The following is a 23764-nucleotide window of genomic DNA, read 5'->3' on the forward strand; positions in this document are numbered from 1 at the left end:
TCTCAGCGAGGCCCGTAGTGGGGACAGGACGTCGTGGGGCGCGTCGTCAACGAAAGTATCGACGAGAATAATGGAATCATGCGTTTAGGCGTTCTGGATATCGGATCAAATACTGTGCACCTGCTCCTGGTGGATGCACATGCTGGGGCACGTCCGGTGCCCTTCGCTTCCCACAAGCGACCGCTCCAGCTCGTAGCGCATCTGGACAATACCGGTGCGATCACCGATCGTGGGCAACGCGAACTGATCGCGTTCGTCACGGATGCCAGAGAGTTTGCCAGTCGCCACGGTGCCGAGGATTTCCTGGCGTTTTGCACCTCGGCGATCCGCGAGGCTGCCAACGGGGAGGCGGTACTGCGGCGGGTCAAGTCGGAAACGGCTGTGGTGTTGCAGGAACTCAGCGGCGACCAGGAAGCGGCTATGACCTTTCAGGCGGTACGGCGGTGGTACGGCTGGAGCGCCGGATCCATTCTGAACCTGGATATCGGCGGCGGCTCCTTCGAGATGGCGATGGGCGAGGATGAGCTACCCGAGGTTGCGATCTCGGTCCCGCTGGGCGCCGGCCGGCTCACCCGGGACTGGCTCTCCGAAGACCCACCGACGGCGAAGAGTGTGAAGCACCTCCGCCGGTACATCCGCACCATCATGAAGGATGCCGCCGCCGGGTTCAGCTCGCTCGGCGAACCGCACCTGGTGGCTGGGACGTCAAAGACGTTTCGGTCGCTGGCCCGGCTGGCGGGCGCTGCGCCGTCCGCAGCAGGCCCCTTTGTACGCAGGGACTTGCGGCTCGAGGACCTATCCTTGTGGACCAAGCGGCTAGCGGCGATGTCGGTGAGTGACCGCGTGAATCTCGACGGCGTTTCGGAGACTCGCGCCCCCCAGGTCCTGGCAGGAGCACTGGTGGCCGAGGCAGCCCTCGAAGTCTTCACGGTGGACAGTGTGAAGATCTGTCCGTGGGCGCTGCGCGAAGGCCTGCTGCTCCGAAGGTTCGACACCTTGATGTTCGAGGCACAGGAGCCGATGCCCGCCGTAGGCGTCGGGCATGTGCAACTGAGTTCGGCCCTCCAGGACGAACCGTGGGCAGGACGCGCGGCGTTGTGAACGGGGAAGTTGCGCCGGGGCGGAAGGACGTGCGGGTGGCATTGTCCAGCGCCTCGGTCTATCCCTTGGCGGTCCATGAGGCGTTCGCCGTGTCCCGCAGTCTGGGGTACGACGGCGTTGAAGTGATGGTCACCAACAACCATGTAAGCCAGAACCCGGACAAGCTCAGCGCGCTCAGCCAGCAGTACGACCAGCCGATCTTGGCCATCCATGCCCCGACCCTCCTGCTCACCCAGCAGGTTTGGGGTAAGGCGTGGACCAAAGTGGAAATGTCAGCAGCGATGGCGGCCGAGGTTGGGGCGACGACGGTAGTGGTCCACCCACCGTTCAGATGGCAGAGTGGCTACGCGGAGAATTTCGCTGAGGGAGTGCGGCGCATCACTGACGAGTACGGCGTCACGATCGCCGTCGAAAACATGTATCCCTGGCGGGTGCGGGGGCGTGAAGCCAAGGCCTATCTGCCGCACTGGAACCCGGTGCCGCAGGCCTATGAGGCAATCACCTGGGACTTCTCCCATGCAGCTATCGCAGGGATGGACTCGCTCGAAGAGATGCGTACCTTGGGCGGCCGCCTATCCCACGTGCATCTGACTGACGGTACCGCCAACGGCAAGGACGAGCATCTGCTGCCCGGCCAGGGAACTCAGCGCTGCGCCGAGTCGCTGCAGTTCCTGGCCGGTTCAGGCTTTGGCGGAGTGGTAGCGGTCGAAGTGAGCACCAGGAAAGCGAAAGGTGCCGACGAGCGGAATAAGTGGTTGGGGGACACACTCGCTTTTGCTCGACGGCACCTAGGTCAGGCCAAGGAAACCTGACGGTTCATCACTCGCACCTCTAGGAGGTATTACCAACATTAGGACAGCTACTTGTGAGTATGCCGAGAGCGAGCTGGTAACTCAATGCATTAAAAGGACGGTGCCGGTGAGCTGTTCAGGAAAGTGGGGGGCAATCCTGTGTCGTCACCGGCACCTGAGACCGAACCAAAGAAAGTCCGATGCTCATCTCTTGCACCTTTTTGAGGCAATAACGAGTGTACTGTTATTTTCTTCCTAATCTTGCCGCGGCATGCTGCGAATTTCTCCGTGGCAAGATGGGACCATGAGCAACCCAACTGCACCAACAATTTCTTTCCTCGGCTGCGGGTCAATGAACGAGGCGATTCTCGGCGGGCTCCTCGCCGGCGGGATGCCCCCCCGCTTGGTGACTGCCACCGTGCGCAGCGCTGAGCGCGCCGCCGAACTTCGCCGGGTGCATGGGATCACTGTGCTGGCTACGTCGGAGGACCCGGAAGCGAACCGCGTCGCCGCAGCCACTGCCGACGTCGTCATCCTGGGCGTCAAGCCCGTGGGTACGATCGAACTGGCCCGGGAAATCGGGCCCGCCCTGAAATCGACAACAACGGTTGTCAGTGTTGCAGCCGCCATCTCCCTAGCCATGCTGGAAGCGGCGCTCCCGGCCGGGCAGCCGGTAATCCGCTCAATGCCCAACACCCCGTCCCGCCTGGGTAAGGGCGTGCTCTCCATCTCGGCGGGCACCCACGCGGGTGCTTCGCTGATGGCCCAGACGCGCGCAATCCTCAATTCGGCGGGCACCGTCGTCGATATCCCCGAAGAACAGGTGGATGCGCTCTCCGCGGTCAGCGGCTCCGGGCCGGCCTATGTTTTTTACCTCGCGGAGGCCATGGCCGCGGCTGGGGTGGAGCTGGGGCTGGACCCGGGACTGGCGAAAATCCTGGCCACGGAAACGGTGGCAGGGGCCGGCTTCATGCTGGCCGAACCGGACGCAGATCCCACCGCGCTCCGGCGCGCAGTCACCAGCCCCAACGGCACTACGGAGCAGGCCATCGCGACGTTCGACCGGTTGGACCTGCCGGTCATCATCGCCGCTGGGGCCCGGGCTGCCAGTAACCGCGCCCAGGCCATCACGGAGGAGCTGGACAGCTAGGCCCTCCGGGCAACCCCCCGGTGACCCGCCCCGGGGGTTTGGTGCCGAGGTTTAGGGGCGGGCGGCGAACCGCTCCAATAGGTCTACGTGCCCGGAGACGATGAGCATGTCCCGACTCGTCACCTTGGTATCGGGCCGCGCGTAGGTGAAGTCCTCCCCGGGTGATTTCACGCCCACCACCGTGACGCCGTATTTGGACCGCACAGCCGATTCGCCCAGGGTGAAGCCCTGTGTTTCCTTGGGCGGATACATCTTGACGATCGCAAAGCCATCATCGAACTCGATGAAGTCCAGCATGCGCCCGCCGACCAGGTGTGCCGCCCGCACCCCGGCGTCCGCCTCAGGGTAAATGACGTGATTGGCGCCAATCCGCTTCAGGATCTTGCCATGCGCTGGCGTGATGGCCTTCACCCACAAATGATCGATGCCCAGGTCCACGAGGTTCGCCGTAATGAGCACGCTCGATTCGATGGACGTACCGACGCCGACGACGGCGGCGGTGAACTCCTGCGCCCCGAGCTGGCGAAGTGCATCAATGTTGGTGGCATCGGCCTCGACCACATGCGTGAGCACCCCCGACCACTTCTGGACAAGCTGGGTGTCCCGCTCAATGGCCAGAACCTCGCGGCCTTGCTTCACCAGTTGCTCGGCGGTGGCTGAACCGAAGCGGCCGAGTCCGATTACCAGGACTGGGGCGTTGTGTGCTGGTCTTTCAGCCAATGATCGGCCTCTCTTCGGGGTAGTGGTACAGGGTGCTGCGTTGCCGCAGAGCGAGCGCCGACGCGAGCGTGATGGTTCCCATCCGACCGGCGAACATGAGCGCGGCAAGGACGTATTTGCCTTCGGGCGGCAGCTCAGCGCTGAGATTGGTGCTCAGTCCGCAGGTGGCGAACGCCGAGATCACTTCAAAGAGCACCCTGTTGAGGTCCTCTTCAGTCATCCATAGCAGGACGCCGGTGGCGAGCAGTACCAGGGTGCCCCCCATGAAGATCACGGAGATCGCGACCCGCATCACGCCTTCGGGAATTTTACGGCCGTAGGCCTTCACATCCGAGTCGCCGCGGGCCTCCGCCACGATTGCCAGGAACATCACGGCGATCGTGGTCACCTTGATGCCGCCCGCGGTGGAGGCGGACCCCCCGCCCGCAAACATCAACGCGTTGGTCAGCAGCATGGTGGCGGAACCCATCTCGGCCTGGTCCACCAGGTTGAAACCCCCTGAGCGGGTCATCACCGACGCAAACAGGGCATGAATCAGCTTGTCGCCGCCGCTCAACCCTCCGATGGTCCTGTTATTGGACCACTCCAGCGCGCCCCACGCGACCGCCCCCAGAACGAGAAGAATCAGCGACACGTTCACTGTCAGTTTGGTGTGCAGGCTCCACTTACGGACCCGGAGGCGGTACTGGATGAGGACCAGGATCACCGGGAAGCCAAGGCTGCCCAGAAACACGCCGACCATCAGCGGCACCAGGATGAAAAGGTCAGTCTCGTAGGGTACCAGGCCGTCAGAGTGTGGCGTGAATCCTGCGTTATTGAAGGCAGAGATCGAGTAGAACACGCCATGCCACACGGCCAGCCAGAAGGGTTCGCCGAGCACCATGAATCGTGGGATGAGCATCAGGGCAAGCGCGACTTCCACCACCACCGAGGTAGTGATGACGATGCGAAGCAGAGTGCCCACTTCGCCAAGCCGGCTGGCGTTGTTCAGTGCGGATTGAGCAAGTAGTTTTCCGCGGACGCCGAGGCGCTTGCTCACCATGAGGGCGAGCAGGGATGCCAGCGTCAGCGTTCCCAGTCCGCCCACAAAGATGCCGATCAGGATGACCAGTTGCCCGAAGAACGACCAGTGGGCGGCCGTCGAGACGACGGTCAGGCCCACCACGCAGACTGCCGAAACGGCTGTGAAGAGCGCGTCATGGAGTGCGGTGACGGTGCCGTCGCTGGAGGCAATCGGCAGGCTAAGAAGTGCGGTGAAGATGATGATCACACTGAAAAAGACGATCAACGCAACCCGCGCCGGCGAGCTGTTGGCTACACCATCAATAAAGTCCCGGATACGAGCAAGCACCCTAAGGTACACGCTCTGTTCTTCCCGCAGCCAGGATGGCTGTCCTCTTGCCATTTCGTTCGCTTTGCCCCGGTTTCGCAGTCTCGACTTCGAATGGATCGCTCCAGATGTCCTTCGAGTAGTAAACCACTTCCGCCGGGCCAGTGTGTCCAGACAACCAGTAAATCACGTAGCCTGTCAGTGATGAGTAGCGAACCCCCGTCGTTCCCCACCAGCGTCGTCTGGGACGACTCCATGCTGGCCTACAACTTCGGGCCCACCCATCCGATGAACCCGCAGCGGCTGGCGCTCACGGCACGCCTTGCCGCTGACTTAGGACTCTTCGACCGTGAGGGGGTTACGCTGGCCGCCCCTCTTGTTGCTACTGACGTCGAGTTGCGCACCGTTCACAGCGACGACTATATCGCGGCGGTGCGAACGGCCAGCAGCAATCCCGATCAGGCTGACGCCGCCGTCGGCCTGGGCACTCCGGATAATCCCGCGTTTGCGGGCATGCACGAGGCCAGCGCGCGGCTCGTCGGTGGCTCTCTGGCGGCAGCGGACGCGGTCCTCAGCGGGCATGCCGTGCACGCTGTGAACTTCGGGGGCGGCATGCATCACGCCGCCCGGTCCGCGGCCAGTGGGTTCTGCATCTACAACGACGCCGCCGCCGCCATCCAGCGACTGCTCGACGCCGGCACGCAGCGGGTCCTCTACGTCGATGTGGACGCCCACCACGGTGACGGGACCCAGAGCATCTTCTGGAATGACCCGCGTGTGATGACCATTTCACTGCACGAGACCGGAATGAGTTTGTTCCCCGGCACCGGATTCGCCAATGAAACGGGCGGCCCTCGCGCCGATGGTACGGCAGTGAATGTCGCGCTGCCCACCCTCACCGGTGACGGCGGCTTGCTGCGGGCATTTCATGCAGTGGTGCCGCCGCTGGCCGGGGCCTTCCAGCCCGAGGTCATCCTCAGCCAGCACGGTTGCGACAGCCATGTGGATGACCCGCTCACCAATCTCAGGATCAGCATTGACGCTCAACGCGAGCTGGCGGTCAGCATTTGCGATCTGGCCACCCGGCTCTGCGAGGGGCGGTGGATCGCCACCGGCGGCGGCGGCTACAACCTCACCAGCGTTGTCCCGCGCGCCTGGTCGACACTGATCGCCATCGCCGCCGGAGCGCCCATCGGACCGCAAACCGCAGTGCCAGAGTCATGGCGCGCCCATGTGCTGGAGCGCTACGGCAAACCCGCCCCCCGATTGATGGGAGATGGTGCCGACCCTTGGTGGCGCTCGTGGGAGGTCGGCTACGACCCGGACGACGACCTCGACCGCACCGTGATGGCTACCCGTAAGGCCGTCTTCCCTCTTCACGGGCTCGATCCTTGGTTTGACTAGCACCGATTGCATATATGCCGCTAGGGTAATGGGATGGTAGTCGAGGATGTGTTCGCAGTTGTGGCTGAAGGTACCCGTCGCGAAATTCTCGGATCACTGCGTTCCGGAGACAAAGCGGTCGGCGAGCTGGTGATCGAATTGGAAGTCAGTCAGCCCACCGTGTCAAAACACCTCAAAGTGCTCCGCGAGGCCGGCTTGGTGTCAATGCGCGCTCAGGGCCAACGTCGCTTCTATTCCCTGAGCCCGGCGCCGTTGCGCGAAATCGAGTTGTGGCTCGGGTCGTTTGAACTTCCGGCCCAGCCGCCAACGGCCCCGGAGGTGGGGGCGACCGCGCACCAGTCCCCAGCGCTTGCAGCGGCTGTGGATCCGGCAACAGATATCGCGGGTCAGCCGGCCTTCGGGCGCACCGTTGGGCGGGCGGCCGAGCGGGCCGCGGACCTCTTCGCGCAGTTGCCCAAGCTTCGACGCCGCCGGGATTAGCCGCGGGCGGTGCAGCGACAGGTCGTGATCTCCTGGCGCTTTCACTTTGGTCACAGCAGCCACTACAGTATGTCATGGCGGGAAGTCTAGTTATTCAAGACGACACGCCGTGCGGCTGCTACGTGGCATGCCTCAGATTGCACACGTTGGGGGTGCAGACCTCAATGTTAGGAGCAGTGTGGGATGGTAGACGCGAGTAATTTCTCTGACGTCAGGTTTCTGACCGTAGCCGAAGTCGCGGACATGATGCGGGTTTCGAAAATGACCGTGTACCGCTTGGTTCACTCGGGCGAGATGCCAGCAGTGCGGTTTGGTCGCTCGTACCGCGTTCCCGAATCGGCTGTCGAACAGTTTGTCAAAGGTGCAGCCGTCGAAGGTCAAGCAGGAACCGGATAGTCGGTGAGCCGGCCCTCGATTGGGTCGGTCGGGGGTGTCGTCAATTAGCGGTACCCTGTTAAGGAGCGTTTTACGCGCTGTCGGCTAGGCGTCCTTGTGGCGAAAGGTCCGGTCCGCGTAGGTATTTGCGTTATTGTCAGCATCCGATCGTGACGCCCACCCGGGCCGCGTGTTGGAAACCGAAGATCAGTTTGTGAGGACTTTATGGGTTCAGTAATTAAGAAGCGCCGCAAGCGTATGGCCAAGAAGAAGCACCGCAAGCTGCTTCGCAAGACTCGTCACCAGCGCCGCAATAAGAAGTAGCTTTACTTCCGGAGATAGGTTCGCCCGCGAGGGTGGGCCTTTCTCCGTTAACGGACTGCTCAGCTGCCGCGCATCCTGGTAAACCCCCGCCACAGCCCATACACCGCGCCGGCGCCCGTGGCCGCCTTGAGGCCGAGGGTCGCTGCCCGCCGGCCGCTCCGGAAGTCGTAGATGGGCCAGTTGTTCTCACGGGCATGGCGCCGTAGCCTGCGATCGGGGTTGATCGCCACCGGATGCCCCACGATGCTCAGGAGGGGAATGTCATTGTAGGAGTCGCTGTACCCCCAGCACCGCAGCAGGTTCAGGCCCTCTGTCTCCGCCAGGGCGCGCACGGCCACCGCCTTGGCCGGACCGTGCAGAAATTCCCCCACTAGCCGTCCGGTGTAGAAGCCGTCAGCCACCTCGCCGACAGTCCCTAGGGCTCCAGTGAGTCCAAGGCGATTGGCAATCACGCTGGCCACCTCCACTGGGGTTCCGGTGACCAGCCACACCCGTCGCCCCGATTTGAGGTGCTGTTCGGCCAGGGCGCGCGCTCCAGGCCAGATCTTCGAGGCGATCATTTCGTCATACACTTCTTCGCCAAGGGCCTTGACGTCTTCGTGTGCAATCCCGATGGCAAAGGCTAGCGCAGCGTCGCGCACCGAGTTGATGTCGGTCATATTTTCCCCGCGCATCACAAAACGTAGCTGTTTCCAGGCCAGGCCACTGGCAAACCGGAGAGTGAATGCCTTGCGCTGGTACATTTTCCGCGCCACATGAAAGAGGCTCGCCCCGCGCATCATGGTGTTGTCCACATCGAAAAAGGCGGCGTCGCCACCCGGCCCGGGGAGGGTGGCGGCTACCCCTGGAGCGACCCGCAGGGGCCCGGTGCTGGCAGCGGACATAATGTGAGTCTAAATCACTTGAGTCGGGCCATGTGGCGTGATGCCACGCGGTGCATAGCGAGGCGGTAGCTTGGGTGGCATGGTTACTCCCCCCGAGCCCGGACTGCCGGGCGTCAATCCCGGCCATCCCACAGTTGAGCTACTGACCCGTCCCGATTGTCATCTGTGCGCCGAGGCACGGGTTGTGGTGGCGTCCGTCTGCGACGAACTGGGGGTGCGGTGGCGCGAACTTTCGACAGCTGACGAGCCGGCGTTGCTGGAACGGTTCGCCGAGGAGATCCCTGTACTCCTCATTGACGGGGTGCAACGGGACTTTTGGAAGATCGACGGGGCCCGACTTCGTCGGCTTATCACGCGGGGACCAGCCGCATGAGGGCCGGCTTTGTGACGCGCGCCTGGCGCTCTAAGGTGGAGTTACTCGCGACGTCGGCCGGTCCGTCGTCACATGGCCTTGCCGTCAAGCGGTGGGCGGACAGCAAACGGAGCGATTGAAAGTGACGCCGGAAGTACCAGAGCTACACCTGTCAGGGAGCGGTTCCGCCGCACGACAGATCCCGACGGCGTCCTTGACGCGCCTGACCATCTATCTGCGGGCCCTCAATTCGCTGCTGGCGGAAGGGACCGAGCGAGTGTCCTCCGACCGGTTGGCTGAGGCGGCCGGCGTCAATTCCCCGATCCTGCGCAAGGATCTGTCCTACCTCGGCTCCTACGGGACCCGGGGTGTGGGCTATGACGTGCAATACCTGAACCGGCAGATCTCCGCCGCGCTCGGGCTGACCCTGGACTGGCGCGTCGCGATCATCGGGGCAGGCAACCTCGGGCGGGCCCTGGCTGGCTACTCGGGCTTCGAATCACGAGGATTCGAAATTGTCTCTCTCTTTGACGCAGACCAGCTGATAGTCGGTGCCGAAGTCGGGTGGTTGCGGGTAAGCCCGGTTGGGGACCTGGAGCAGGTGCTGGAGCGGACCCGCGCCAATATGGCGGTGCTAGCGGTCCCCGCGGCAGTGGCCCAGTCGCTCTGCGACCGGCTGGTTGCCGCAGGCATCACGAGCATTCTGAGCTTCGCGCCCGTGGTGTTACAGGTGCCGGAGAGCGTCCAGTTGCGCAAAGTGGACATGGCTACCGAGCTCCAGATTCTCGCCTACCACGCACAACGGGCGCAGGAGCCGGATAACGCTTCCGACTCCCGCACCCGGACCGCCCAGTAATCCTGAGGCGTCGCTGGTCCTAGAACTGGCCGGGAACAACCTGCTTCTGGAAGTATGGTCGTGCCGGCTTCAGGAAGGTCATCACAACGCCGGCCACACCGAGCAGCAAGGCGAGAATCCCGATGACGGTCTCCAGCGGACCCGGGGTGGCGAGCTCCTGCCCTTGCAGCAGGTCACTGCCCTCAAGCATCGACAGCGACAGGAGGCCGAACAGGTAAATCAGGACCGAGAGGGCCGCCAACACTGTCGCAGTGATTCTGGCCCAGTTGTGACCCTTGCGGATGAAGATCGCGAGCAGGATGTAGATACCGGTGGCCACCGCTGCGAAGACCAATGTGAAGGCAATTCCGGCACCCCCAGCGGGTCCCTGTGCCGGAACGGAAAGAACGCCGATGATGCTCGAGAGGAAGCTGAGCACCCCGGCAGCGATGATCAGCCAGAAGGCGCGCTCCACTTCCTTGGGTGCAGGGCCCTTCTCGGTCATTGACACCTGACTCATATTCCCCGGGTAGTTATAGCCGGAGGGCTGGGCATTCTGGTAGCCATAGGGGGCGGCCTGACCATCTGGTGGGAGTGGCCCCGAGGGAGGCTGCTGTGTCTCCGGGTTGTCACGCGGGGGGATGTCCTGACCGGGATTGTGGTCGTTGGGAGGTGTGCTCATTGCCGGTTCCTGTTCACTAGAGACTGACTGGTGTAGACCCTGTGGGATCACACCGCCAACCCTAGCGCGAGGGGTCGGGCAGCGGTGGGATTAAACGCCAGCGGCTGCCGCCCTCCAGTGGAGAGCGGCAGCCGCTGGCAGGGAATGACTACTCGGCCGGGGCCACGAATGCCGCATCAAGGTTGATGGTCACCTTGTCGCCGACGAGCACGCCGCCGGCTTCGAGGGCTGCATTCCAGGTCAGTCCGAAGTCCTTGCGGGAGATGACGGTCTTGCCGGAGAACCCGGCGCGGGTCGCACCGAAGGGATCTACTGCAACGCCGTTGAATTCGGTTTCGAAGACGACGGGAAGTGTGATGTCGCGGATGGTCAGGTTACCTGAGAGCTGGTAGGTCTCACCGGCGCCCTGAATGGTTGTCGATTCGAAGGTCATTTCGGGGAACCGCTCGACGTCGAAGAAGTCCTCGCCGCGCACGTGGCCGTCACGGTTGGCGTCGTTGGAGTTGAAGGAAGCGGTCTGGATGGTGGCGGTCACCGTGGAGTCGTTCAGCGAGGTTCCGACGTGGAGGGCGGCGTCGACAGTGTCAAATTGACCGCGCACCTTGCTGATGCCGGCGTGCCGTACGGTGAAGCCGACCTCGCTGTGCGAGCCGTCCAACGTCCACGTGCCGTTGGTCAGTCCTGTGGGAATTGCCATGATGAGTCTCCTGATCGTAATGCGGTCTGGGCGATGCAGCCGAGGCGGCCGGGAGGCCGTCACCTATAATAAACATGCATTTGCATCAATTATTCCCGAAATTACTCCAATCTTCAAATAAACTCGAGACGGCGGATTTAGCTGCCCGCCCGAACTCTGAGAAACTGGAGTCATGTCCCTTGCTACCGTCCACCTCGTGCGTCACGGCGAAGTCCACAACCCCGAGCGCGTGCTGTACGGCAGGCTGCCGAACTTTCACCTCTCTAACCTGGGCCAGGAAATGGCGCAGCGGGCTGCGAAGCACTTCGTCCGCAGAGCCAACGATGGCGCCCGAATTGTCCGGTTGGTGGCCTCTCCGCTGACCCGTGCACAGGAAACCGCTGCGCCGATTGCCGAGCAGCTCGGGCTGGACATTGTGACCGACGATCGGGTCATCGAGGCCTATAGCCGTTTCGAAGGCATGGCCCAGGTTGCCCGCCAACTGCGGTATCCCCGCCACTGGCCATTGCTCGCCAACCCCTTCCGGCCGTCCTGGGGCGAGCCATACAGTCAGCAGGTGGGGCGCATGATGGCGGCTGTCGATGACGCCCGCCGCGCCGCCGTCGGGCAGGGTGAAGCCGACACGTCCGCGGGGCCAGCCGAGGTGATCGTGGTGAGCCACCAGTTGCCCATCTGGGTATCGCGGCTCGCTGCGGAGAACCGTCGGCTCTGGCACGACCCCCGTGACCGTGAATGCACCCTGACATCCATTACGTCGCTGGATTTCGACGCCGGACGCCTGATCGGGGTGCGGTACGAGGAACCCAGTGCTGACTTGTTGGCCGGTGCAGCGAACCTGCCGGGAGCATAATAGTATTACTACACGTTGTAGAAATGTGGAAGAAGCTGTGAAAAATATCGACCGATCCGCTGGGCGCCTGCAGAAGCTTGGCGTAGCGCTGGCCATTGGCTTGTCCGTCTCCCTTGCTCTTTCAGCGTGTGCCGCTGATGATCCGCTGGCTCAACAGGCCGCCGTCGGTGACAACAAAAACTACATTGCCGGCGATGGTTCGGTGACTGAGTACGCAGCGGCCGAGCGAGGGGAGCCCCTCGCCATCACGGGAACCAGCTACGACGGACCTGTAGTGGACTCGGCGGACTGGGTTGGTCAGGTCACCGTCGTAAACTTCTGGTACGCCGCCTGTGCTCCCTGCCGCGAGGAAGCACCCGATCTGGTGGCGTTGCATGAAGAATATGAGTCAGCGGGCGCCCAATTCTTTGGGGTCAATATTCGCGACTCCCAAGAGACGGCCGAGGCGTTCGAGCGTACCTTCGACATTCCCTACCCGAGCCTGAACGACCAGGATGGCGGCGTGCTGCTGGCCATGACCACCTATGTTCCCCCGCAGGCGGTACCCACCACCCTGGTGATCGACAAGGAAGGCCGCGTCTCCGCGAGGATTCTCGGGTTGGCCGACAAGAGCACTCTCGGCGCCCTCATCGAAGCCGCGTTGGCCGAGTAACTCACAGTGACCCTCTCCCTGAGCACCGTCATCGGCGGCTCCATGCCCATGGCCGCCAGCAACGCGTTCGCCGATACCGTGCTGAACGGCTCCATGCTCCTCGCACTGCCTGTCGCGCTTCTGGCCGGCCTGGTGTCCTTCGCATCCCCGTGTGTCCTTCCCCTGGTTCCCGGCTACCTGGGCTATGTCACGGGGCTGACCGGCGTCGATCTTGAACAACAGAAGCGCGGTCGGATGCTGACCGGGATTGCCCTGTTCGTGCTCGGATTCTCGGTGGTCTTCATGGCGTATGGGGCGCTGTTCGGTCAGTTGGGCGCGTGGATGGTGGGCTCGGAGAGGTGGCTGATCCCCGTGATGGGCATCGTCGTGGTGCTTATGGGGCTGATCTTCATGGGCGGTTTCTCCTGGTTCCAGACGGAGAAGAAGTTGCGGACCAAGGTTCCGACCGGCCTCTGGGGTGCACCCCTCCTCGGCTTGACGTTCGGTCTGGGCTGGGCGCCCTGTATCGGTCCCACCCTCTCGGCGGTGCAACTGCTGGCGTTTTCCAACGACGACGCCAGCGCCGCCAAAGGGGCGGCCCTCACGTTCGTGTACTGCCTGGGTCTGGGCCTTCCCTTCCTGTTGATTGCGCTGGGTGTCCGCCGCGGCATGGGCGCACTGGCGTTCTTCAGGAAACACCGACTGTCGCTACAGCGTTTCGGTGGCGGCATGCTGGTGGTGGTGGGCGTGCTGATGGCCACCGGCGTCTGGACCCTCTGGATCAATGAATTACAGAACTGGCTCGGCGGGGTGACCCTTCCCATCTGATGACTGCTGACAACTTTGACAAGGGGCAGACACTGACTCCCGACACCCCTGAAAACGGCAAGCCCGACGTCGCGCTGCCGGCGCTTGGCTTCCGCGGCAGCCTCCGCTGGGGCTGGACCCAGCTCACCAGCATGCGGACAGCCCTGTTCCTCCTGCTCCTCCTTGCGGTCGCTGCTGTGCCCGGATCGCTGTTTCCGCAACGCCCGGCTAACCCGGCGGTGGTCACCCAGTACATTCAGGTCAACCCTGACACCGGGCCTATCCTCGACTGGTTCCAGCTCTTCGACGTGTATTCATCGGTCTGGTTTTCGGCCATCTACCTGTTGCTCTTCATTTCCCTCATCGGCTGTGTCATCCCGAGGGCCATGGCCCACGGCCGGGCGATGAAGTCGAAGCCGCCCCGGACGCCCCGGAAGCTCTCCCGGATGCCGATCTATGGGACCCTCGTCCTCCCCGCAGCCGCCCAGGCCGGCGGCTCACAGCTCACGGCAGCGTCAGCCGCCTCCGATGCTGCGGCGATGTTGAAGAAGCGCGGATATCGGGTGGACCTGCGTGACACGGGTTCAGCACAACCCTCAGTGGGAGCCGAACGCGGATTCCTCAAGGAGGTCGGCAATCTGGTGTTCCACTTCTCGCTGATTGGTGTTCTGGTCTCGGTGGCGCTCGGGGGCCTGTTCGGTTACAGCGGGCAGAAGATCATTGTGGAGGGCGACAGCTTCGTCAATACCCTGGTGGGCTACGACACGTTCACCCCCGGCGCCAACTTCGGCGCTGGCCAACTTGAACCGTATTCGCTGAGGCTAGACAGATTCGATGTGCAGTTCGACCGTCAGGAAACCCACTACGGGCAGCCACTGGACTTCACCGCCAACGTCACCACCAAGGACGGCCCCGATGCAGGGGAAGTCGGGCAGGTCCTGAAAGTCAATTCTCCACTGAGTATCGGCGGCACCGGGATCTACCTGGTTGGCAACGGGTACGCGCCGGTGGTCACCGTCCGCGATGGCAACGGCGACATTGCCATGCAGGGGCCGGTGGTGACGATCCCGCAAGACGGGTTGTTCACCTCGCTCATGGTCATCAAAGCTCCCGATGCTGCACCGGACCAGCTCGGCTTTGTCGGATTCTTCCTTCCGACGGCGTTCGTCGGTGAGGATGGTGTCGCCTTCTCCCGTGACCCGGATCCGTTCAACCCCCAGCTGAATCTGAACTCGTATTATGGCGATCTTGGCCTCGACGACGGCGAACCGCGCAGCGTTTACCTACTGGATACCGAGGACCTGACCGAGCTCAACAGCCGCACCAGCGACGAGGGTGGAATCGTCCTCGGGGCGGGCCAGACCTACGATCTGCCGGAAGGTAAAGGTTCGATCACTTTCGACGGATTGGACCGCTACATTGCAGTAGACATCCGCCACGATCCAGGCCAGCTGGGCGCCCTCATCTTCTCGACCCTGGCGCTGGCCGGGCTCAGCGCTTCACTGTTCATCGGCCGGCGCCGGGTCTGGGTTCGCACCGGAACCCATCCCGATGGTCGGATCATGGTCGAGTACGGGCTACTGGCCCGCGGCGAAGACCACCGGCTCACCGGTGAAGGAGCGACCATCGATAAGGCGCTGCGGGAGCAGTGGCTGGTGGAAGACCGGGTAGAGGAGCAAGATGGGAAGCCTGACGCCTCGGGCAGCACCACCGAACACGTATCACACCAGGTAGGAAACGGTAAGGACAGCTAATGCCAACAATCGACCAGACCCTCGGGGAGTTTAGTGAGCGTTTCATGTTGCTCGCGGCCCTTACCTACACGGTCGCGTTCATCATCTTCACGCTCGACCTGGTGAAGAGCAGCAAGCGGATCCGGGCGGTCGAGGAGAATCTCGCCGCGTCCGAGGAGGCCGGGCAGCTGGTGCTGGTGGGTGCCGATCAGATCAACCGACCGGCTACCCGCGGCGGGTCCACCGATGTTACCGGCGACACGATGGCCGACGACGCGATGGACTACTCAGGTCAGCGGAAGTTGGCGCGCATCGCCGTCGTCCTGACTGTCGTCGCCGCAATGATTCACGCAGCCGGCGTGGTCTCCCGCGGACTGGCGACGAATCGGGTCCCTTGGGGCAATATGTACGAGTTCTGCACCACCGGCGCGCTGGTCGTGGTGTTGGTGTTCCTGGCGGTGCTGATCCGCAAGGATCTCCGGTTCCTCGGAACCTTCGTCGTCGGTCTCACACTGGTGATGCTGTGTGCCGCGACCATCGGGTTCTTCACCCCAGCGGGCAACGTGGTCCCTGCACTGCAGAGCTACTGGCTCATCATTCACGTGTCGGTGGCGGTGGCCGCGTCGGCGCTGTTTACCCTGACGTTCGCGATGTCGGTCCTGCAACTCGTGCAGACGAGCCGGATCCGGAAGCTTGCCGCAGGCGGCCCGGACCGTGTGCCGTTCATGCGTTTGGTCCCGTCGGCGCTCAGCCTGGAGAATCTCTCCTACCGGATCAACGCCATCGCCTTCGTGATGTGGACCTTCACTCTAATGGCCGGCGCCATCTGGGCCGAGGAAGCGTGGGGTCGGTACTGGGGCTGGGACGTCAAAGAGGTGTGGACCTTCGTGATCTGGGTGGTCTTCGCCGGTTACCTGCACGCACGGGCCACCCGCGGCTGGACTGGTACCAGAGCTGCCTGGCTGGGCATCATCGGATACCTCTGTATCGTCTTCAACTTCACGATCGTGAATATGTACTTTTCGGGCCTGCACAGCTACGCATAGGTGAGCAACCTGCCCCGCGGGGGTCAAACTGGACCGCGGTGGGGGATATACCGCCCACCGCGGTCCAGATTGACCCGCGATCGGGAGCCGACGCCGGGTGAAGCCTCTCCGCCGACGCCGGGTGAAGCCTCTCCGCCGACGCCGGCGGCCTCCCAGCCGACGCCAGGCCCGGCCGGGTTCAGACGGTCTTGCCGCCGGTCTCGTTGTCGGCTTCGCCGTCGTTTTTCCGCTGGTCCTCGCGGGCTTTCTTCTCCTGCGCCGCGCGGAGTTCACGTTCCTTGCGCCGGTTCTCCTTCTCGCGGGCTTCCTGGCGACGTTTCGCCTCAAGATTCTGCAGGAACTGGGGATCGTCATCGGGTGCTGTGGGATGCCGGGGAGCGGGACGCTGACGCCCGCGGGTGCCGCTTGGGCGGGGCCGTCCGAACAGGAACCAAAGCCCAGCGCCGAGGAGTGGCACCAGGACGATCGCGGCAAGCCACGCTGGCTTGGAGATGCTGCGCACCGAGTGCGCTTTGGTCATAATGCAGTCGATCAGCGCGTAGACGATGACGGCGACTGCAACGAGGATGAGGAACAACAACAGGCGAGGCATCTGTCAATTGTAGGCGAGTAAACTTGGCGAGTGCCCTTCCTGAAATTCTCCGCCCTCCGCTTCGGCCTCGTCGTGGTCTTCTTCGTCATCTCCTACTGGCTGGGCCTTGGCGCCTTCTTCTCGGCAGCCATTGCAGCTATTTTGGCCTGGTGTGTGACTTACCTGTTTTTCCGGTCCATGCGCGATGCCGCGTCGGCGTCGCTGCAGCGCAGGTTCAAAGACGGTGCGCCGCCCCGGCGTAGCCTCGCCGAGCTCGACGACGCCGCCGCCGAGGATGGCTATGATCCGAACACTTCGGTCAACGCGGATCGCAAGCCCCTCAGCTGACGGGCAGGCGAGGCGCGAAGAGCCAGTCGCGTACAAGGCCCTCAGGGCGCGCAGGTCAGCCCAACACCGGGTCAGTGGTTCAAACTAGGCCAGGACCGTCGTCAGGACCACACCGGCGCCGAACAGCACGCTGAACCCCAGATTGATCAGGCCGGTCTGCTTCAGGACCGGGATCAGACTGCGCCGCTTCTTGCCCTTAAGCATCAGCCAGCTGGGCATCAGACACGCCGGAACGAGCAGTAGAACCAGCAGCACCCACGGGTAGTCGTACACCAGAAACAGGGGCAGCAACAGTGCCGCAGCGAGCATCATCACGTAGGTGATCCGCGCTGTAGTGTCTCCGAGCCGCACGGCGAGGGTGATCTTCCCGGCCTCGCGGTCCGTCGGGATGTCCCGCACGTTGTTGGCCATGAGGAGTGCCATCGCGATGATCCCGGTACCGATTGCACCGATCCAGGCCACAGCGTTCAGCTGCCCCGCCTGGGTGTAGGTAGTGCCCAGCGTCGCGACCAGGCCGAAGAATACGAACACAAAGACATCGCCGAGGCCCATGTAACCGTAGGGGTTGCGACCGCCGGTGTAGCCCCAGGCGGCAGCCACGCATCCAACGCCCACCAACAGCAAGAACCAGGTCTGGGAGAGCATAATGAGGCTGGTGCCGGCGATCATCGCCAGCGCGAAGCACGCGAACGCCGCCCATTTGACCTGGCCGGGGCGTGCGGCGCCGGATCCGGTCAGGCGGAGCGGTCCCACCCGGTCCGCGTCGGTTCCCCTGACGCCGTCGGAATAGTCGTTGGCGTAGTTCACGCCGACCTGCAGCATGATGGCGACGACGGCGGCCAGCAGAGCGTTGACGGGTTTGAACGCTTCAAGGTCGAACGCAGCCGCACACCCCACGATCACTGGTGCAATCGCCATGGGGAGGGTTCGCGGGCGGGCGCCCTCAAGCCATTGTGCGGCAGTAGCCACGGTGCTGTCCTTTTCGTTGGTGAGTGGTGAGTGGTGAGTGGTGAGTGGTGAGTTTAGGCGTCGGAGCGCCCGAGCAGCGCCCGAACAGCCAACCGATCGGGTTTGCCGTTAGGCAGGAGAGGCAGTGATTCGAGGGCAAGGATGATCCGGGGGACAGCGTGAGCGCCGAGTGAGGCCCTCGTTTGCTGACGCACCTCGTCGGCGCTGACCTGCCCGACGACGGCAGCGGCCACCGCGGTGCCCCATTCGGCGCTGTCGATGCCCAGCACCAGGGCCTCCTGGACGCCTGATATGCCCTCGATGACTGAGGTCACCGCTGCGGCTGACACCTTCAGTCCGCCAGTCACAATGACATCATCGAGCCGACCGGCGACGGTCAGGACCCCGTCAGTGTAGTCACCGGCGTCGTCGGTCCGGAACCAACGGCGCCCGGAATTGAACGCGAACCGGTCTGCACTGAGTTCGGGCTGCCCCAGGTACCCGTCAGCCAGGACGGGTCCGCTGATCCACAGCCGGCCCTGCTCGGTGGTGAGGTCGACCCCATCCAGGGGAACGCCGTCGTACACGCAGCCGCCGCACGTCTCGCTCATGCCGTAGGTCAGCACCAGGTTCAGCCCGTGCCGGCGGGCGTCACCCAGAAGCGCGGCGGAGGCCGGGGCGCCGCCGAGCAGGATGGCGTTGAATCGGCGGAGCACCTGGAGTGTCCCGGGCCGCGGGTCCTGGAGGAGGCGGTGCAATTGGGTGGGAACCAGCGACGTGAAGCGGACCTTGTCGGTGAGCTCCCCGGCAGCCTGGGTGAACGCCTCGGCCGTGAACGGCGCCGCCAGATCCATGGCCCACGGCCGGGTCCCGGCGTACAAAGACCGGACCAGCACCTGAAATCCTGCTACATAGTGCACCGGCAGGGTGAGGAGCCACTGCCCCTCGGCCTTGAGCGCCAGAGCGGTGCCCATCGCCGAAGCGGCCAGCGCATCGACGCTGAGCAGTGTCTGTTTCGGGAGGCCCGTCGATCCCGAGGTGCTGAGGACCGCGGCAATCTCGTCGTTGGGCAGTTCCCCGTCGAAGCGCTGCCCCGCGTCGGCATGAGGTGCGACGGCGGGCCCTTCCCCGGCGAGCGCGGCGGCCAGCGGCGCGAGGAGCGCATGAGGGTCGGCTCCGGGCGGCGTGTGGAACGGTAGCAATTCCATGGTGGCCTAGAAGTAGTAGGGGTAGGCAGACCAGTCTGGCGCGCGCTTTTCCAGGAAGGCCTCTTTGCCCTCGACCGCCTCATTGGTCATGTAGGCCATCCGAGTGGCTTCGCCGGCGAAAACCTGCTGGCCGGCGAGGCCGTCGTCGGCCAGGTTGAACGCAAACTTGAGCATGCGGATGGCCTGTGGACTCTGCCGTGCGATATCCGCCGCGTACCGCAAGGCCGTGTTCTCCAGTTCCGCGTGATCCACCGCCTCGTTGACGGCGCCGATGGCGACCATCTCCTCCGCCGAGTACTCGCGGGCAAGGAAGAAGATCTCGCGGGCCTTCTTTTGACCGATCTGGCGCGCCAACAGCGCGGAGCCGTAGCCGGCGTCGAAACTGCCGACGGTGGCATCTGTCTGTTTGAATTTTCCGTGCTCACGGGAGGCGATTGTCAGGTCGGCCACCACATGCAGGCTGTGCCCGCCGCCGGCCGCCCACCCGTTGACGACGGCGATGACAACCTTGGGCATGGTCCGCATCAACCGCTGCACCTCAAGAATGTGCAGCCGGCCAGCACGGGCGGGGTCGACACTCTCGCTGGTCTCGCCGTCCGCGTACCGGTAGCCGTCGCGGCCTCGGATCCGCTGGTCTCCGCCCGAACAGAACGAATGGCCCCCGTCTTTCGGTGACGGCCCATTGCCGGTCAGTAGGACGGTGGCAACGTCGGAGCTCATCCGGGCATGGTCCATGGTGCGGTAGAGCTCGTCAACGGTGCCCGGCCGGAACGCATTACGCACCTCGGGGCGGTTGAACGCAATCCTGACGGTCGGGAGATCCCGCACCTGACCGTCAGGGCTCCGCTCGACCTGTCGGTGATACGTGATGTCCTGCAGGTTGCCGAACCCGGAGACGAGTCGCCAGCGGGCAGTGTCAAAGAGGTCCGAAACCTGTGGGGGAAGGTCAATAGTCACCCATCGAGTGTAGCTTTGCGGCACGCCGTTGGAGTGAATAGGGCTTTTACGGCTATCAAACGGTTTCGTTACCCGGCCGTGCTGTCGGATTTTTGCGGGGTTTGGTTAGCTAGCGCGTGAGAGCTGGCTAAAGGGGTCGGCCGTCGGAGGGAAAGTCATGAAATTCACTAAGACGATCGCACTCGCGGCCGTCGCCGCTTCACTCGCACTTCCCGGAGCTACGGCCGCCATGGCAGCTCCAGAGGAGAGCATGTTCGTTCCGTTTGATGAGGCGACGGTCGTCGATCCGGACACAGTCACCTTTGTCACCGGGGGCCTTCTTGCCGCCGATGGCACCAATCTTTGCGCCACCAACCCGGGTTCCATCGTATTCCCGGACGGAACGTACCCTTGCTTCATCGATTTCACATCGCCCGACCCTGACCCCGTACCTCAGGTGGGTCAGATGCCGGTGGGCGGCGTCGATACCGGGGTTGCCGTGAGGGCTATCGTCCAACCGGATGATGCGATACCTATTGTGTTGCTGGTAGGGGCGGCAGGTGGTCTCGCCGCTGTCCTGTTGGTGCGTTGCCTGCTCCGGGGTGTCTGACCACTCCCGCCCCGATGGGCCTGTCAACGTCGTCAGGATATGCAGAACTCATTGCCCTCGGGATCCGCCATCGTGTACCAGATATGAGGACCCTGGTTAGCCTGATACAGAAACCGTGCGTCCCGGCCCTCGAGCCGGGACCGAAGCTCGTCCTTGTTGTCGCCGTCGAGATTGACATCCAGATGGCAGCGGTTCTTGACCGTCTTCGGTTCGGGGACGAGCTGGAACAGTATGCGTAGGCGGCCTTTTTGGCCCTCCTCGCCGGGGCGGCAGATGGCCGACCCCTCGCGCCATACCCGGATGCCGTTGTGTACGACAAGTTCGTCTGGTTGGGCCCAGCCTTTGGCGATCACGTCGTCGATGAAGTCCTGATCGGTGGGCTCGACCACCCAGCCGAGCGTTTCCGCCCACCAGTCAGCCTGAGAATGGACGTTGGTGCAGTCGATGGTGATCTGGAAGGTATACGTCATGGCTCGACAGTAGAGCCCGGTGATAGGGGAGGCTAGGGAATTGCGGACAGATGTGGTCCGTGATCCCGACAGCGGTCTCCTCGTCCTCCTCGGTCAGGTGCTGGAATTCAGCGCGCGATGGTCCCGTTCAGCGAGCCGCCGGAGTTCGCGGAGTTGTTTGCGCATCATCATCAGGTCACCCCATGCGAGGGCCGCCTGCCGTAGCCCGGACAGCGGCCCAGTGGGCAGTGGCACCGAAAGACGGGCCTTTAGCCGTGAACCCTGCCCCACGGGGTCGACCGAGTACTCAATAGCTAGCGCTCCGAAGAGGTGGGCGGCCCGCTCTGATCGGAGTACGACGGCGAATGAGTGTCCCGGGTCGACCGCTGACACGGTGAAGACCCGCATCACCGGATCCCCCACCCGAACATCGATCACCTGCGGATCAAGCAGTTGGGGGCTGCGCCGTCCGAAGTTGTCAATCAGGTCATAGCTGTAGGGAGCCCGGCGAAGCTGGGTGGTCCACGCAAACATCAGGTCCGGAGTGCAGTCAACGTCCACCGCACGAATCCACTGCTGGCTGGACGCGACGGCGGCGTCGTCGACCGAGCCCCCCGAAATGCTTGGGCTGGTCTCCGCCCAGTACCAGGGCACGCGTGACACTGTCATGGCCCCATCCTGCCGGAGATCCGCCAACACCGCGACAGACCCGGCAATCGCTATTGGGTTGACGGCCCGCCCGCGCGGGGGCACGCTGGTGCCATGAGGAAGTAGCCTTGCATCTGGCCGACCGCCGGTGCCCGCCGCCCGCCCGGTCCCACATGCCGCCCTGCTGCCGCCCTCTCCGACACTGCGAGGAAACCCTTTGACCGAACATCTACAACTCTCCGAGGTGTCCCATGGGTACGGCGACCGCCTGCTTCTTGACCATGTTGAGCTCACGATTGGCCGCGGCGAACGGGTCGCGGTGGTGGGTGAGAACGGTGCCGGCAAGTCGACGCTGCTGCGTCTGATCGCCGGGGTGGAGGTTCCCGACGCCGGCCAGATCGCAGTGCACGGCACGGTTGGCCACCTCCCGCAGACCCTCGACCACGCCCCAACCGACACCGTGAGGACCGTGATCGACGCTGCCCTGAGCGGAATCCGGGCCCTCGAAGCCGAGCTGAGGACCCGCGAGGCGTCGCTGGATTCAGCGGATGCCGATGAGCTGGAACGCTACGGCGCCGCTCAGTCCGAGTACGACCTGCACGAGGGATACAGCGTCAACTCACGGGTCGACGCCGCCCTCAGCCAGCTCGGGCTCGGCGACCTCCAGCGGGACCGCACCCTCGGCACCCTTTCCGGCGGTGAACGGGAGCGCCTTGCACTTGCCTGCCTGCTCGCCGACCCGGCCGCCATCCTGCTGCTGGACGAGCCGACCAACCACCTCGACGACGACGCCGTCAGCTGGCTCGGGCGCGAGCTCGCCGCCCACCGTGGTGCAGTCATCGCCGTCACCCACGACCGATCCTTCCTGCGTACCTTCGCCACGACGATTATTGAAGTGGACGGCGATCGTCGCGAACTACGGCGCTATGGCGACGGGTACGAGGGATATCTCAAGGCCAAGATTGCCGAGCGGCGCCGCTGGGAGCAGGACTACCAGCAGTGGCTCGACGCCAAGGAAGCCGAACGGGTCAAGGCCGCAGCGGTGGAGGGGCGGATGGGCTACGGTCGCCGCCGCGACGGCGACAAGATGGGGTATGACTTCAAACAGGGCACAGTGCAGGAAGCCATCACCAGCCAAAAACGCAACGCCCAGGAGCGGCTGCGCCGGTTGGAGGAGCAGCCGGTGGACCGGCCGCCACAGCCCCTCGTGCTTTCGGCGCAGTTCGGCGGCCAGTCACTGACCGGTCCGGTGCTCGAACTCTCAGGGGTGTCAGTGGGGGACCGCTTGTCGGTGGAGTCGCTCAGCGTGGGGGCGGGGGAGAATCTCCTGGTTACCGGGCCCAACGGCGCGGGCAAAACAACGCTGCTCAATGTCCTGGCTGGCGCCTGCCCAGTAGACGAGGGCGTTGTGACGCAAGGCGGCAGCCTGGGGTATCTTCCGCAGGAACTGGCGCCGCACCGGCAACCGACCTTACGGCTACTCCCGGCCTTCGCCGCCGGCCTGCACGGGGATCTGGACGAACACGCCGACCGTTTGCTCAACCTGGGCCTGTTCCGCACCGCCGACTTCCTGGTCCCGGTGGGAACCCTCTCGGCCGGACAATACCGCCGGCTGGCCCTGGCCCGGCTCCTGGTAGGTCGCTACGACGTCATCCTGTTCGACGAGCCCACCAACCACCTCGCCCCGGTCCTGGTGGGCGAGCTCGAGGAGGCTCTGGCCGAATACGAGGGGACGCTCGTCGTCGTCAGCCACGACCGCGAACTGCGGCGGTGGTTCGACGGGCTTCCCTCCGGTCAGGAGCTCCGGCTCGAGGCGGGAAGGGTTATTGGAGCGCCACACTAGCCCATTCCCGC

General features: G+C 63.9%; 28 protein-coding genes. 17 read left to right on the forward strand and 11 right to left on the reverse strand.

From position 1 onward, the window contains the following. The first annotated feature begins 78 nt into the window (after window positions 1–78). From ACX80O_RS10545 to proC, 3 genes are all read left to right on the forward strand, one after another. Complete coding sequence (locus tag ACX80O_RS10545; protein WP_459333421.1) at window positions 79–1101, forward strand: Ppx/GppA phosphatase family protein; 1023 nt, start codon at window positions 79–81, stop codon at window positions 1099–1101. 29 nt (window positions 1102–1130) lie between these two features. Further along, complete coding sequence (locus ACX80O_RS10550) at window positions 1131–1913, forward strand: sugar phosphate isomerase/epimerase family protein (protein WP_459308363.1); 783 nt, start codon at window positions 1131–1133, stop codon at window positions 1911–1913. A gap of 283 nt (window positions 1914–2196) precedes the next feature. Continuing rightward, window positions 2197–3042, forward strand: coding sequence for a pyrroline-5-carboxylate reductase (gene proC, locus ACX80O_RS10555; RefSeq protein WP_459333422.1), 846 nt, complete (start codon window positions 2197–2199; stop codon window positions 3040–3042). Between the two features lie 51 nt (window positions 3043–3093). Here the strand turns inward: proC and ACX80O_RS10560 are convergent, their stop codons facing one another. Continuing rightward, window positions 3094–3762: a potassium channel family protein gene (locus tag ACX80O_RS10560; RefSeq protein ID WP_459308242.1), complete on the reverse strand. Its 669-nt coding sequence runs from the start codon at window positions 3760–3762 to the stop codon at window positions 3094–3096. Beyond that, window positions 3755–5167: a TrkH family potassium uptake protein gene (locus ACX80O_RS10565; protein ID WP_459308240.1), complete on the reverse strand. Its 1413-nt coding sequence runs from the start codon at window positions 5165–5167 to the stop codon at window positions 3755–3757. Before ACX80O_RS10565 ends, ACX80O_RS10560 begins: the two co-directional genes overlap by 8 nt. Before the next feature lie 129 nt (window positions 5168–5296). Between ACX80O_RS10565 and ACX80O_RS10570 the strand changes: the two genes are divergently transcribed. The 4 genes from ACX80O_RS10570 (at window position 5297) to ACX80O_RS10585 (ending at window position 7675) form a co-directional block, all read left to right on the forward strand. Next, the gene (locus ACX80O_RS10570; RefSeq protein WP_459308238.1) at window positions 5297–6496 is read left to right on the forward strand and encodes an acetoin utilization protein AcuC; all 1200 of its coding nucleotides are present in this window, start codon (window positions 5297–5299) and stop codon (window positions 6494–6496) included. A 33-nt stretch (window positions 6497–6529) separates the two neighbouring features. After that, window positions 6530–6976 (forward strand): ArsR/SmtB family transcription factor, encoded by a 447-nt coding sequence (locus ACX80O_RS10575; protein WP_459308236.1) that lies wholly within the window; start codon window positions 6530–6532, stop codon window positions 6974–6976. Window positions 6977–7159: 183 nt separating this feature from the next. Beyond that, window positions 7160–7372 carry a helix-turn-helix domain-containing protein gene (locus ACX80O_RS10580; RefSeq protein WP_459333423.1) on the forward strand — a complete coding sequence of 71 codons (213 nt, stop codon included), beginning with the start codon at window positions 7160–7162 and terminating at the stop codon, window positions 7370–7372. A 204-nt stretch (window positions 7373–7576) separates the two neighbouring features. Continuing rightward, window positions 7577–7675 carry a 30S ribosomal protein bS22 gene (locus ACX80O_RS10585; protein ID WP_003792170.1) on the forward strand — a complete coding sequence of 33 codons (99 nt, stop codon included), beginning with the start codon at window positions 7577–7579 and terminating at the stop codon, window positions 7673–7675. 59 nt (window positions 7676–7734) lie between these two features. Here ACX80O_RS10585 and ACX80O_RS10590 read toward each other — a convergent pair whose 3' ends face one another. Then, complete coding sequence (locus tag ACX80O_RS10590) at window positions 7735–8559, reverse strand: HAD family hydrolase (RefSeq protein WP_459308233.1); 825 nt, start codon at window positions 8557–8559, stop codon at window positions 7735–7737. 79 nt (window positions 8560–8638) lie between these two features. On the opposite strand from ACX80O_RS10590, the gene ACX80O_RS10595 reads away from it, so the two are divergent. Both ACX80O_RS10595 and ACX80O_RS10600 read left to right on the forward strand, forming a co-directional pair. Next, complete coding sequence (locus tag ACX80O_RS10595) at window positions 8639–8932, forward strand: glutaredoxin family protein (protein ID WP_459308231.1); 294 nt, start codon at window positions 8639–8641, stop codon at window positions 8930–8932. 115 nt (window positions 8933–9047) lie between these two features. After that, the gene (locus ACX80O_RS10600; RefSeq protein WP_459333424.1) at window positions 9048–9767 is read left to right on the forward strand and encodes a redox-sensing transcriptional repressor Rex; all 720 of its coding nucleotides are present in this window, start codon (window positions 9048–9050) and stop codon (window positions 9765–9767) included. 19 nt (window positions 9768–9786) lie between these two features. On the opposite strand, the gene ACX80O_RS10605 is transcribed toward ACX80O_RS10600, so the two are convergent. Beyond that, window positions 9787–10428 (reverse strand): hypothetical protein, encoded by a 642-nt coding sequence (locus ACX80O_RS10605; RefSeq protein ID WP_459333425.1) that lies wholly within the window; start codon window positions 10426–10428, stop codon window positions 9787–9789. Between the two features lie 148 nt (window positions 10429–10576). After that, window positions 10577–11125 (reverse strand): YceI family protein, encoded by a 549-nt coding sequence (locus tag ACX80O_RS10610; protein ID WP_459333426.1) that lies wholly within the window; start codon window positions 11123–11125, stop codon window positions 10577–10579. A gap of 172 nt (window positions 11126–11297) precedes the next feature. Between ACX80O_RS10610 and ACX80O_RS10615 the strand changes: the two genes are divergently transcribed. From ACX80O_RS10615 to ccsB, 5 genes are read left to right on the forward strand one after another with little or no spacing between them, the layout of a single operon-like run. Next, entirely contained in the window at window positions 11298–11975 is a 678-nt protein-coding gene (locus ACX80O_RS10615) for a histidine phosphatase family protein (RefSeq protein ID WP_459308224.1), read from the forward strand. Window positions 11976–12012: 37 nt separating this feature from the next. After that, window positions 12013–12627 carry a TlpA family protein disulfide reductase gene (locus tag ACX80O_RS10620; protein ID WP_459308222.1) on the forward strand — a complete coding sequence of 205 codons (615 nt, stop codon included), beginning with the start codon at window positions 12013–12015 and terminating at the stop codon, window positions 12625–12627. A gap of 48 nt (window positions 12628–12675) precedes the next feature. After that, a complete protein-coding gene (locus ACX80O_RS10625) occupies window positions 12676–13434 on the forward strand; it encodes a cytochrome c biogenesis CcdA family protein (protein ID WP_459308361.1) in 759 nt (252 codons plus the stop codon). Continuing rightward, on the forward strand, window positions 13434–15167 hold the full coding sequence (gene resB, locus ACX80O_RS10630) for a cytochrome c biogenesis protein ResB (RefSeq protein WP_459333427.1): 1734 nt from the start codon (window positions 13434–13436) through the stop codon (window positions 15165–15167). Before ACX80O_RS10625 ends, resB begins: the two co-directional genes overlap by 1 nt. Continuing rightward, on the forward strand, window positions 15167–16192 hold the full coding sequence (ccsB, locus tag ACX80O_RS10635; protein WP_459308219.1) for a c-type cytochrome biogenesis protein CcsB: 1026 nt from the start codon (window positions 15167–15169) through the stop codon (window positions 16190–16192). Before resB ends, ccsB begins: the two co-directional genes overlap by 1 nt. 178 nt (window positions 16193–16370) lie before the next feature. Here ccsB and ACX80O_RS10640 read toward each other — a convergent pair whose 3' ends face one another. Beyond that, window positions 16371–16784, reverse strand: coding sequence for a PLD nuclease N-terminal domain-containing protein (locus ACX80O_RS10640; RefSeq protein WP_459308217.1), 414 nt, complete (start codon window positions 16782–16784; stop codon window positions 16371–16373). A gap of 30 nt (window positions 16785–16814) precedes the next feature. Here ACX80O_RS10640 and ACX80O_RS10645 point away from each other — a divergent pair, with 30 nt between their 5' ends. Then, a complete protein-coding gene (locus tag ACX80O_RS10645) occupies window positions 16815–17111 on the forward strand; it encodes a DUF4229 domain-containing protein (RefSeq protein ID WP_459308215.1) in 297 nt (98 codons plus the stop codon). Between the two features lie 84 nt (window positions 17112–17195). Here ACX80O_RS10645 and ACX80O_RS10650 read toward each other — a convergent pair whose 3' ends face one another. Genes ACX80O_RS10650 through ACX80O_RS10660 form a run of 3 tightly spaced genes read right to left on the reverse strand, consistent with a single transcriptional unit; the run spans window position 17196 to window position 20224 of the window. Continuing rightward, complete coding sequence (locus ACX80O_RS10650) at window positions 17196–18080, reverse strand: 1,4-dihydroxy-2-naphthoate polyprenyltransferase (RefSeq protein WP_459333428.1); 885 nt, start codon at window positions 18078–18080, stop codon at window positions 17196–17198. Window positions 18081–18133: 53 nt separating this feature from the next. After that, the gene (locus ACX80O_RS10655; RefSeq protein WP_459308213.1) at window positions 18134–19267 is read right to left on the reverse strand and encodes an AMP-binding protein; all 1134 of its coding nucleotides are present in this window, start codon (window positions 19265–19267) and stop codon (window positions 18134–18136) included. Between the two features lie 6 nt (window positions 19268–19273). Next, window positions 19274–20224: a 1,4-dihydroxy-2-naphthoyl-CoA synthase gene (locus ACX80O_RS10660; RefSeq protein ID WP_459333429.1), complete on the reverse strand. Its 951-nt coding sequence runs from the start codon at window positions 20222–20224 to the stop codon at window positions 19274–19276. Window positions 20225–20381: 157 nt separating this feature from the next. Here ACX80O_RS10660 and ACX80O_RS10665 point away from each other — a divergent pair, with 157 nt between their 5' ends. Then, window positions 20382–20813 carry a hypothetical protein gene (locus tag ACX80O_RS10665; RefSeq protein ID WP_459333430.1) on the forward strand — a complete coding sequence of 144 codons (432 nt, stop codon included), beginning with the start codon at window positions 20382–20384 and terminating at the stop codon, window positions 20811–20813. A gap of 32 nt (window positions 20814–20845) precedes the next feature. On the opposite strand, the gene ACX80O_RS10670 is transcribed toward ACX80O_RS10665, so the two are convergent. Both ACX80O_RS10670 and ACX80O_RS10675 read right to left on the reverse strand, forming a co-directional pair. Further along, entirely contained in the window at window positions 20846–21283 is a 438-nt protein-coding gene (locus tag ACX80O_RS10670) for a VOC family protein (protein ID WP_459308209.1), read from the reverse strand. 93 nt (window positions 21284–21376) lie between these two features. Beyond that, window positions 21377–21931, reverse strand: a complete 555-nt coding sequence (locus ACX80O_RS10675; RefSeq protein ID WP_459333431.1) for an SRPBCC family protein — start codon at window positions 21929–21931, stop codon at window positions 21377–21379. Between the two features lie 196 nt (window positions 21932–22127). Here ACX80O_RS10675 and ACX80O_RS10680 point away from each other — a divergent pair, with 196 nt between their 5' ends. Continuing rightward, window positions 22128–23753, forward strand: a complete 1626-nt coding sequence (locus ACX80O_RS10680; RefSeq protein ID WP_459333432.1) for an ABC-F family ATP-binding cassette domain-containing protein — start codon at window positions 22128–22130, stop codon at window positions 23751–23753. Window positions 23754–23764 lie beyond the last annotated feature (11 nt).

It is taken from the genome of Arthrobacter glycogeni, assembly GCF_054511155.1.

Bases quoted from the DNA above. Each gene is read 5' to 3' on its own strand.
- ACX80O_RS10570 (WP_459308238.1), top strand. From the start codon at position 5,297: ATGAGTAGCGAACCCCCGTCGTTCCCCACCAGCGTCGTCTGGGACGAC.
- ACX80O_RS10675 (WP_459333431.1), bottom strand. From the start codon at position 21,931: ATGACAGTGTCACGCGTGCCCTGGTACTGGGCGGAGACCAGCCCAAGC.
- ACX80O_RS10625 (WP_459308361.1), top strand. From the start codon at position 12,676: ATGGCCGCCAGCAACGCGTTCGCCGATACCGTGCTGAACGGCTCCATG.
- ACX80O_RS10655 (WP_459308213.1), bottom strand. From the start codon at position 19,267: ATGGAATTGCTACCGTTCCACACGCCGCCCGGAGCCGACCCTCATGCG.
- ACX80O_RS10605 (WP_459333425.1), bottom strand. From the start codon at position 10,428: ATGAGCACACCTCCCAACGACCACAATCCCGGTCAGGACATCCCCCCG.
- ACX80O_RS10670 (WP_459308209.1), bottom strand. From the start codon at position 21,283: ATGACGTATACCTTCCAGATCACCATCGACTGCACCAACGTCCATTCT.
- proC (WP_459333422.1), top strand. From the start codon at position 2,197: ATGAGCAACCCAACTGCACCAACAATTTCTTTCCTCGGCTGCGGGTCA.
- ACX80O_RS10590 (WP_459308233.1), bottom strand. From the start codon at position 8,559: ATGTCCGCTGCCAGCACCGGGCCCCTGCGGGTCGCTCCAGGGGTAGCC.
- ACX80O_RS10640 (WP_459308217.1), bottom strand. From the start codon at position 16,784: ATGCCTCGCCTGTTGTTGTTCCTCATCCTCGTTGCAGTCGCCGTCATC.
- ACX80O_RS10585 (WP_003792170.1), top strand. From the start codon at position 7,577: ATGGGTTCAGTAATTAAGAAGCGCCGCAAGCGTATGGCCAAGAAGAAG.
- ACX80O_RS10615 (WP_459308224.1), top strand. From the start codon at position 11,298: ATGTCCCTTGCTACCGTCCACCTCGTGCGTCACGGCGAAGTCCACAAC.
- ACX80O_RS10580 (WP_459333423.1), top strand. From the start codon at position 7,160: ATGGTAGACGCGAGTAATTTCTCTGACGTCAGGTTTCTGACCGTAGCC.
- ACX80O_RS10545 (WP_459333421.1), top strand. From the start codon at position 79: ATGCGTTTAGGCGTTCTGGATATCGGATCAAATACTGTGCACCTGCTC.
- ACX80O_RS10665 (WP_459333430.1), top strand. From the start codon at position 20,382: ATGAAATTCACTAAGACGATCGCACTCGCGGCCGTCGCCGCTTCACTC.
- ACX80O_RS10565 (WP_459308240.1), bottom strand. From the start codon at position 5,167: ATGGCAAGAGGACAGCCATCCTGGCTGCGGGAAGAACAGAGCGTGTAC.
- ACX80O_RS10575 (WP_459308236.1), top strand. From the start codon at position 6,530: ATGGTAGTCGAGGATGTGTTCGCAGTTGTGGCTGAAGGTACCCGTCGC.
- ACX80O_RS10595 (WP_459308231.1), top strand. From the start codon at position 8,639: ATGGTTACTCCCCCCGAGCCCGGACTGCCGGGCGTCAATCCCGGCCAT.
- resB (WP_459333427.1), top strand. From the start codon at position 13,434: ATGACTGCTGACAACTTTGACAAGGGGCAGACACTGACTCCCGACACC.
- ccsB (WP_459308219.1), top strand. From the start codon at position 15,167: ATGCCAACAATCGACCAGACCCTCGGGGAGTTTAGTGAGCGTTTCATG.
- ACX80O_RS10610 (WP_459333426.1), bottom strand. From the start codon at position 11,125: ATGGCAATTCCCACAGGACTGACCAACGGCACGTGGACGTTGGACGGC.